The following is an 8,578-nucleotide window of genomic DNA, read 5'->3' as shown; positions in this document are numbered from 1 at the left end:
TTTCAGCTTGAAAATCAGAAGTTTTAAAAAGACGTGAGGTGCACATAGTGCAAAAATTTAAACATGAAACGCCAAATACACTAAGTTTTTTGTCATTAACCTGCACAGATTGCGAAGATAAACAAATAGCTTCAGTATCATTATAAGGGTAACGGCGAAGGTTATCAAGTAGTTTTTTTGTTTCTATTAGGTAACATGGATAAGCCCAAACGCCATCATGTCTTTAGGAAAGTTTGCTAATGGAGGCTCTTAAGTTGACGCCATTGGCTAAAACTGCTCATGAAATTTGTACTCCTTGCCTTGCAGAAGATTTGCAATATTTTTGTGGTGCTTTAAAAAAACTAATACTGCTACGATCAATAGAGTAAAAAATAAGTCTTTTTGAAAAAAAAGAGATATCGCAACAGCTGCTGCAGTGGCTGCTAAGGAGGCAAGAGAGGAGTATCGAAAGATAGAAAATACTGCTAGCCAAACAAATATAAACACTAATGCCATATGAATACTAAGTGCTATCAAAATCCCCAAAGTTGTTGCAACTCCTTTCCCTCCACTGAATTTTAACCATACAGGAAACATATGCCCTAGAACTGCTAACATTGCGGATGCGCATATGTAAAAACTACCACTACTAAAAAATTGTTGCGCTATATGAATCGCGATGAACCCCTTCAAGGAGTCCAGAAACAGTGCCAGAGCAGCAAGTCTTTTATTCCCTGTTCTTGCAACATTTGTAGCACCGATGTTTCCAGAACCTACTTCTCTTAAATTTATTCCTTTTATCCTTGTAATGATTAAGCTAAGCGGTATTGAACCCAACACGTGGGATAATATAAGAACTATACACTTCTCCATCGTAACAAAAATCTAGCTAATCTTGTTATTTCTCAGCCTTCCCAGGTAGCATTGAACTTCATCGTTAATCTTACTACTAAACAGTATAAGTGCTGTCATGTTGATGAGAGCTAAACAAGAGAATAAAGTTCCACCGATATTGGCAATAGTCATTATATCCTTAGAAAGACAAGAGAAAAACGCCACAATTATTACCGCTATGCGATATATAGCTATACTCTTTGCACCAAACAAATATAGCCATCCCATCTCACAGCAATACACAAACGAAATCACCGAAGAAAACGCAAACAAAGGTGCAGCTATTATCAAAAGTATAGGAAACCAAGAAGAAACTGTTTCAAATGCCTTTTGAGTAATCAATATTCCTTCGCCAACGCCAGTCTGATACGCACCTGTTATAACTATTGTTATCCCTGTCAAACAACAGATTAACATTGTATCAAAGCATGGCTCTATCATTGCAACTAGGCCAGTTCTAACCGGCTCTTCATCTTTAGCTACTGCATGTGTAATTGAAGCAGAACCAACACCCGCTTCGCTGGCAAAAATTGCTCTTTGAATCCCAGCAACGAATGCCCCAACTACTCCTCCACCAACGGCATTGAAATCTATCATATTTGAAAATAATATTTTAAATGCATTGCTAAAGTTGTGAATATTAAACGCGATTATAATGACACAACTAAAAATATATATGAGTGACATAATAGGCACCAGCGCGGAAGATACTCTGGCTATTCTCTTAATTCCACCTATGATTACCATAGCAAGTAATGCAGAAATTATAGAAGAAAGAAACCAAGGATGACTATCCACCCAATTTGAATAACCAGATAATATTGAAACCATTTGGTTAGTTTGAAACGCTACACTTCCACCAAGACCTGATAAGACAAAAAACACTGCATATACCGCAGCCAACACAATACCAAGTTTCTTAAATCCACATTCCTCTAGCCCATTTTTTATGTATTGAAAGGGACCACTAAATAATTGCTCCTGACCTTCTGTTCTGTGCCTGAACGCTAAAGTCACTTCAGCGAATTTTGCTGACATACCAAAAAAGCCTGTAATCATCATCCAAGGCACCGCTCCTGGTCCTCCCATTGAAACTGCAATTGCAACACCGGCAACAGTTCCAAGGCCAACCGTACTTGAAAGTGCTGTTACAAATGCCTGAAAATGCGTAATATGGCCATCGTGATGATTTGTGTCATATTTTCCACACAAAATAGCAAATGCATGCTTAAACATCCTTATGTTGAGAAATTTAAAACGCAATGTCAGAAATACGTAACCGAACGCTAGCAAAAGAATTATAAATGGCACGTAGAAGATCTTGAAAAACAACACCTCATTCATGAAATTGTTTATTCCACTTAACACAGCGCCATAGCTTTCGTAAAAACCCGAAGCAGCGTACGCATTATTAAACAATAGGCAAAATAATACCGCACAAAGCAATCTATAAATCATGTTTAATACCTTTTAGAATTGTAATAATAATCTATTGTGTTCGAGACTCCCCTTCTCAGTAGATATATTGCAACAGTATTTGGAATCATAAGACACATAAACAAACTGTCGCCTAAACAAGATATAAATTCTATATTTTTTGACATACAACTGATATACACCGAACCCACTATAAGAACTGGGAACAATATCAGTACTTTTTTGCTACCAAATAAGTACAGCAAGGCAACTTCACAGTAGTAACAATAAGCTATTATCGTGGAAAATGCAAAGGAAAACATTATCAGCGGGAGAGCTAACTTGCTAAATAAAGGCAAGGCTGTTGAAAATGCCGAGCTAACCAATGTAATATCGCCCACGTTATCAGTACTATGCATACCAGTGATAATTATTACAATGCCAGTCAAAAATGAGACTAATATTGTGTCTACAAATGGTGCAATCATTGCAACACTTCCAACCTTAATTGGGTCTTCCTCTTTCACAGCTGAATGTGCTATGGCTGCTGTTCCGGTACCTGCTTCGTTAGCAAACACTGATCTTCTAACTCCGGCTATTAATCCACTCAGTACCCCACCTCCTACGGCTGATTTGTTAAAGATATCTTGAAATATTATAGATAGAGCATTCAGCAGATTATTTCCGTTTACACAGATTAAATACACACACATACCTATATACAACACTATCATAATTGGTGCTAAACCCGTTGAAACGAAAGCAATTCGTTTTATTCCTCCCAGTATTACAACCAAGACAAGCAGCGATATAATAATAGACGCGTTATGTTCAAAGAGGTTATTTGATAATGCCGCAATTTGATTTGCTTGAAATGGTATGCCACCCAAAATCATCGCAATAAGTAACATAATTGCATAAGTGAATGCAAGAAACTTACCAGTCCTGACAAATCCAATCTTAGCAAGTCCGTACTTCATGTAATAAAAAGCCCCGCCAGTTGAGTTTTCAGAGCGATAATTGAATGCAAGCACCACTTCGGCAAATTTTATCGACATGCCAAATATTCCAGTAATTATCATCCAAAAAATTGCACTTGGGCCCCCTATTGTGATAGCTATAGCAACTCCTGATATTGTCCCAAGACCAACCGTTCCTGAAATTACTGTTGCAAACGCTTGAATATGAGTGATTATGCCGTCGTTATGATTACATCTTAGGTTGAATAGCGTTTGTATTCCATGCTTGAATAACCTAAAGTTAGTAAATTTGAACCGAACCGTACAAAAAACTCCAGTTGCAATTACCCAAATAATTATAAATGGAATGTTAAATATCTTTACGTACAGAAATGAATTTAATAGTTCACTTATTTTTATAACCATGCTACTCACTACTTTTTATTACGATTTTTAGCTAACGAGCTTTATACGTGTAATATATATATAGCCCGGTGCTTACTGGAATAGTCAGTGTATATATTACACCTAGAATTGGCAGAGTAATCCAAGGCTTACTAACAAAGAATACGATAAATACTCCAAAGAGCGATACAAATATATAAGATAGGCTCCTGGGAATATAAATGTACTTTGCAGAGAAAGTTGGAATATGGCCGACCGAAAAAAATGAAATAGCTAAAAAGTAACAAGCTGTATTTCTTATGTTAAAAAATTGCTCCATAAAAAGTAAGTATTCACTTTCATGAGATTGAAAGGTAATGATTATTGGCAATAAGGAAAGCAAAGCACATATCGGTGCTGGAACACCAGAAAAGAAGAATTTTTCCCAGTCAAGTTGTTCTGCATTCAACGATACATTAAACCTTGCAAGCCTTATCGAAATGCAGATAACATATATCATTACTAATATCCACCCTATAACTTTGATTTCCTTTAACTTCCAAAAATATAAAAGAAAAGCAGGTGCCGCACCAAAATTTAGAAAATCTGCAAAAGAATCAAGCTGTGCTCCAAAATCACTAGTTGATTTTAGAATTCTGGCTATTCTGCCATCCATTCCATCTATAATTGCTGCAATGATAACAAAAATTACTGCAAACTCCCACTGTGCATTAAATGTAAATTTAAGCGAAGTAAGACCAGAGCATAAACCCAATAAAGTTATAAAATTGGGGAATAACTTGGCAACAGGTAAAGACCTACTGTTACTGCCATTACTGCTCATATGACATCAAAAATAAGCTTTTCTTTAGCACTTTCCTTATTCAAATTTGCTATAATTGTTTCACCACCAACAACAGTTTGTCCTTCTGAGACTCTTATTTCTATATCAGCAGGGATGTAAATATTTACCCTACTGCCAAACCTTATAATTCCAAACCTTTCACCTGCTTTTACGTTTTGAGACACTCTTAAATTACAAACGATACGACGTGCAATTAATCCAGCTATTTGCTCTACAATAATTTCTTTCCCCTTTTCATACTCAATCACAATAACCTGCTTTTCGTTTTCGTTACTAGACCTATTGCTCATTGCAGACACAAACTTGCCTTTCTTATAGTGCATTTCCTTTACTGTACCAGATATTGGTATACGATTTACATGCACGTCCAAAACACTCAAGAATATGCTAACAAGCGTGAATTTCTTCTCTTCTTCGTCTTCTGCTGATAAAGGGTAACTCACTTCTTCAATTTTCGAAATCACACCATCTGCAGGGCTTAGTACAAGGTCTTTATTGCCTGGAACAACCCTTGCTGGATCACGAAAGAAATAAGTGCACAATAACGTTGGAAACAAGCATGTAACGCCAAAACCCCAAGATATAGAGAATGCTATACATGTTACTATAAAAGAAATCACTATAAACAAATAACCTTCCTTGTTCATATTAGGTAAACTAAAACACATAATCTTAATAACAATAATCTGTTATTAACAACTTATCATTTATCACTCCTCATGGGAAGTTTTTTTTAACTGCTTCAAAAAGCTTTTTGATACGAGGTAATATTGCAAATTGTTATATTGTAGCCAAAGCAGCTTAGGTTTATCGAAGATTTGATATCATGCTCTTCATTAGCAGAATCTATGCGAAGATACTGCGGCGGTACGACGATTGTACCCAACACAACTTCAGCTAAATTAGAAAACTGATTCTTCTAAAAGCTGCTCGCTTTCTTCTTCCATCGCAATAGAGTTACCGTGATTTCTAAGTAAATCTCTGATTTTGGTTTCTATTTCATTGCTAACTTCTTTGTTTGTCTTGAGGTAATTTTTTACATTCTCCCTTCCTTGCCCAAGACGTGTGTCATTGTATGAATAATAAGCACCTGCTTTTTCAAGCACACCAAGTTTTGCTCCTATATCTATCATCTCTCCGAGTTTTGATATACCTTCATTGTACATTATATCAAACTTTGCTTCTCTAAATGGAGGAGCGACTTTATTTTTTACAACTTTAACTCTCGTTTCATTGCCCGTGATATTCTCTTTATCCTTTATTGCACCGATTTTTCTTATATCAAGCCTTATAGAAGTGTAAAATTTCAACGCATTCCCACCGGTAGTAGTTTCAGGGTTTCCATACACTACTCCTATTTTCATACGGATTTGATTAATAAATATCAGTATACAGTTCGCTTTTGAAACTGCGGAAGTTAGTTTCCTGAGCCCATGGCTTAGAAGTCTCGCTTGCAATCCCATGTGCTGATCACCCATATCTCCTTCAATTTCAGCTCTTGGAGTTAATGCTGCAACAGAGTCAACAACTATCACATCAACTGCACCAGAACACACTAAATACTCAACGATATGTAACGCTTGTTCTCCAGTGTCTGGTTGCGAGATTACCAAATCATCAGTGTTTACTCCAAGTTTACGGGCATATATAACATCCAATGCGTGCTCTGCATCGATAAATGCACATAATCCCCCTTTCTTCTGAGCTTCAGCAATTACATGCAAAGCAAGAGTGGTTTTACCTGAACTCTCAGGACCAAATATCTCAATTATACGTCCTTTTGGCAATCCCCCAACACCTAGGGCTGAATCAAGCGCAATTGACCCTGTGGATATTGTATCTATCTTCTCTACAGGATTCTGCTTTAGCTTCATTATAGCGCCTTTACCGAATGCTTTTTCAATTTGGCTTATTGCGTTATCTAGCACTCTTTGCTTATCATTATTTTTTTCTTCTGGGTTGCTTGCCATAGGTCATTTATTAATTTGTATAAATTCCATGATAATTGAACATGAACAACCTGCCAAGGGTTTTTTAATAACGAAAAATGTTGACGCTTTAAAAACAAAAAAACTACTTGACAACCTTCGTCGTTACCCTTAATTATATTATTTGAGCTATTCATTTAGCTTCAATCTGTGCAGATTAAACGACGAAAGTATCACGGTTGGCGTCTTATGTTTAATTTTTTGCACTATGTGCGCCTCATGTCTTTATTAATTTCACCTAGATTTCTAGGTTTTTGCCTATACAAGCTGAAACGCGCTTATAAGTCGTTTAAGACAGTATAGTGCGCCAATTTGCAGGATTAGAGAGTGAGCAACTTCTATCACGGGGTTTCTTTTGTCTTTTTTTCTCCCTAGTAAATTTCTTAACGCTTAAGTCAAGGTTAGTTGTAGTTTAAAAGCAGCTAAATTGCAGCGTTTAAGGCTAAAAAGATGCCAATATTTTTGAACAGGTATTGACCAGGGTTTCTTTTGCTTTTTTCTTCATTTAGTAAATTTCTTAAATATTTATTACTAAAATAGTATCCCGGATGAGCTACTTGGATGACACCCCGAAGATTCAAAAAACCGTCATTCCGCTACGTGTTAGCGGTTTCAAGTATTCTGCGGTTGCGTTTCTCCTAAAAATTCCTCATCATAATGCAAGAGATCTAATAAAAGCCGTATTATCTTCTTGCAGCATTAAGTGTATGTTTTTTGCTATTTTTTCTACTAAGTGGGTGGCGTTGTCGAAATTTGCAAATTTGGACAATACGTAATTCGCTAGATCTCTTTGATCATTGGGCCTGCCTATTCCAAATCTCAGGCGCCAATAATCATTACCAATAAAACTGTCTATAGACTTAAGTCCATTATGTCCAGCAGAGCTGCCACCCTTCTTTATTTTTATTCTTCCGAGTTCTAGATCAGCATCATCATGTATAATAATGATATTATCTAGCGAAAATTTGTAAAAGTTTCGTATTTTTGCAACAGGAATGCCAGATTTATTCATAAATGAATAAGGCTTTAGCAATATAGTTTTACTTTCATTAATTATGCCAGAGGTTATCAGGTCATCAGCTTTTTTAGAGAACGGCTGAAAATTCCAACACTTGCAAATTGCATCAACAATGATGAAGCCAATATTGTGATAAGTTAGCTCATATTGGCTACCTGGATTACCAAGCCCAACTAGCAGATACACTATTCCTCTTTCTCCGCTTGAAGTTCTTCAACGTTACTATCAGCAGCAGAGATTGTAACAACAGTGAAGTTTTCTTCCTCGTGTGCTGCAAGTTTAACTCCTTCTGGCAATTTTACATCATTTATGTGTATAGACTGGCCGATCGTTTTACCAGATAAATCGACTTCTATAGCCTGAGGTATTTTGTCAGGAGAGCATTTAACAGTAATGGAACGACATAAAACATTAAGCACTCCACCTAGTTTGATTCCTGGAGATTTGCTTTCGTTTATAAATGATAAAGGTATGTCTATTTTGATTTCACCACCTTTATCAACAAATTGAAAATCAACATGTTGTACAGTATCTTTTACCACATGCCATTGAATATTGCGAACAAGAGCATATTCTTTTTTACCTGAAATGTTCAATTCTATCACATGTGCAGAAAGGTAACCTGATTTATATTGTTTCGTGAATTCCTTTGCGGACAATGTTAAATTTATATTATCATGCCCTTTGCCGTATATAACTGCAGGTATATATCCTTTCTTTCTCAGAGAATACATCGCTTTTGTTTTTGTTACATCACGTAATTCTACATTAATAGTTACCATTTCTTGTTGCGCCATCGATTGCTCCCACTCAACTAATCTATTTAATATAATTTAGTATATAACATAAAAATGTTTATTTCAAACTTCATTACTCGCAGTACGTGTAAAACGCTAACTATGGATTAGCCGATAAAGAAAGAGCTGGAAATAGAGGGCTTTTTGAGTTGCATGGAATATGAAATGAGTGTAGAAAAGATGTGAACTAGTCTCTGTGAAAAAAGTTTATCATGAGAAAATAAGGAAAGATGTAGCAAAAACTGGTAGTTTAACTTAGCTACAAATAGAGAAACTAC

At 36.1% G+C, this 8,578-nt stretch carries 8 protein-coding genes; all 8 read right to left on the bottom strand.

From position 1 onward, the window contains the following. Positions 1-267 precede the first annotated feature (267 nt). Positions 268-852: a glycerol-3-phosphate 1-O-acyltransferase PlsY gene (gene plsY / locus GO685_RS02065; protein WP_175937358.1), complete on the bottom strand. Its 585-nt coding sequence runs from the start codon at positions 850-852 to the stop codon at positions 268-270. A gap of 12 nt (positions 853-864) precedes the next feature. Next, positions 865-2,331, bottom strand: a complete 1,467-nt coding sequence (locus tag GO685_RS02060) for an alanine/glycine:cation symporter family protein (protein ID WP_175937357.1) — start codon at positions 2,329-2,331, stop codon at positions 865-867. Positions 2,332-2,333: 2 nt separating this feature from the next. After that, complete coding sequence (locus GO685_RS02055) at positions 2,334-3,674, bottom strand: alanine/glycine:cation symporter family protein (protein ID WP_175937356.1); 1,341 nt, start codon at positions 3,672-3,674, stop codon at positions 2,334-2,336. 31 nt (positions 3,675-3,705) lie between these two features. Then, positions 3,706-4,476 (bottom strand): CDP-alcohol phosphatidyltransferase family protein, encoded by a 771-nt coding sequence (locus GO685_RS02050; protein ID WP_175937355.1) that lies wholly within the window; start codon positions 4,474-4,476, stop codon positions 3,706-3,708. Next, positions 4,473-5,165, bottom strand: a complete 693-nt coding sequence (locus GO685_RS02045; protein ID WP_175937354.1) for a phosphatidylserine decarboxylase — start codon at positions 5,163-5,165, stop codon at positions 4,473-4,475. Before GO685_RS02045 ends, GO685_RS02050 begins: the two co-directional genes overlap by 4 nt. A 234-nt stretch (positions 5,166-5,399) precedes the next feature. After that, positions 5,400-6,467 (bottom strand): recombinase RecA, encoded by a 1,068-nt coding sequence (recA, locus tag GO685_RS02040; protein ID WP_175937353.1) that lies wholly within the window; start codon positions 6,465-6,467, stop codon positions 5,400-5,402. A 670-nt stretch (positions 6,468-7,137) separates the two neighbouring features. Then, positions 7,138-7,689: an aminoacyl-tRNA hydrolase gene (gene pth, locus GO685_RS02035; RefSeq protein ID WP_175937352.1), complete on the bottom strand. Its 552-nt coding sequence runs from the start codon at positions 7,687-7,689 to the stop codon at positions 7,138-7,140. Continuing rightward, positions 7,689-8,300: a 50S ribosomal protein L25/general stress protein Ctc gene (locus GO685_RS02030; RefSeq protein WP_175937351.1), complete on the bottom strand. Its 612-nt coding sequence runs from the start codon at positions 8,298-8,300 to the stop codon at positions 7,689-7,691. The genes pth and GO685_RS02030 overlap by 1 nt, the downstream gene beginning before the upstream one ends. Positions 8,301-8,578 lie beyond the last annotated feature (278 nt).

Origin of the sequence: Wolbachia endosymbiont of Madathamugadia hiepei (assembly GCF_013366855.1) — a bacterium.
Classification (GTDB): Bacteria; Pseudomonadota; Alphaproteobacteria; order Rickettsiales; family Anaplasmataceae; genus Wolbachia.
Note: the sequence above shows the minus strand (reverse complement) of the source record. Positions and strands in the feature narration are given on the sequence as shown.

Coding starts and splice junctions, on each gene's coding strand:
- plsY (WP_175937358.1), bottom strand. CDS start 852: ATGGAGAAGTGTATAGTTCTTATATTATCCCACGTGTTGGGTTCAATA.
- GO685_RS02060 (WP_175937357.1), bottom strand. CDS start 2,331: ATGATTTATAGATTGCTTTGTGCGGTATTATTTTGCCTATTGTTTAAT.
- GO685_RS02055 (WP_175937356.1), bottom strand. CDS start 3,674: ATGGTTATAAAAATAAGTGAACTATTAAATTCATTTCTGTACGTAAAG.
- GO685_RS02050 (WP_175937355.1), bottom strand. CDS start 4,476: ATGAGCAGTAATGGCAGTAACAGTAGGTCTTTACCTGTTGCCAAGTTA.
- GO685_RS02045 (WP_175937354.1), bottom strand. CDS start 5,165: ATGTGTTTTAGTTTACCTAATATGAACAAGGAAGGTTATTTGTTTATA.
- recA (WP_175937353.1), bottom strand. CDS start 6,467: ATGGCAAGCAACCCAGAAGAAAAAAATAATGATAAGCAAAGAGTGCTA.
- GO685_RS02030 (WP_175937351.1), bottom strand. CDS start 8,300: ATGGCGCAACAAGAAATGGTAACTATTAATGTAGAATTACGTGATGTA.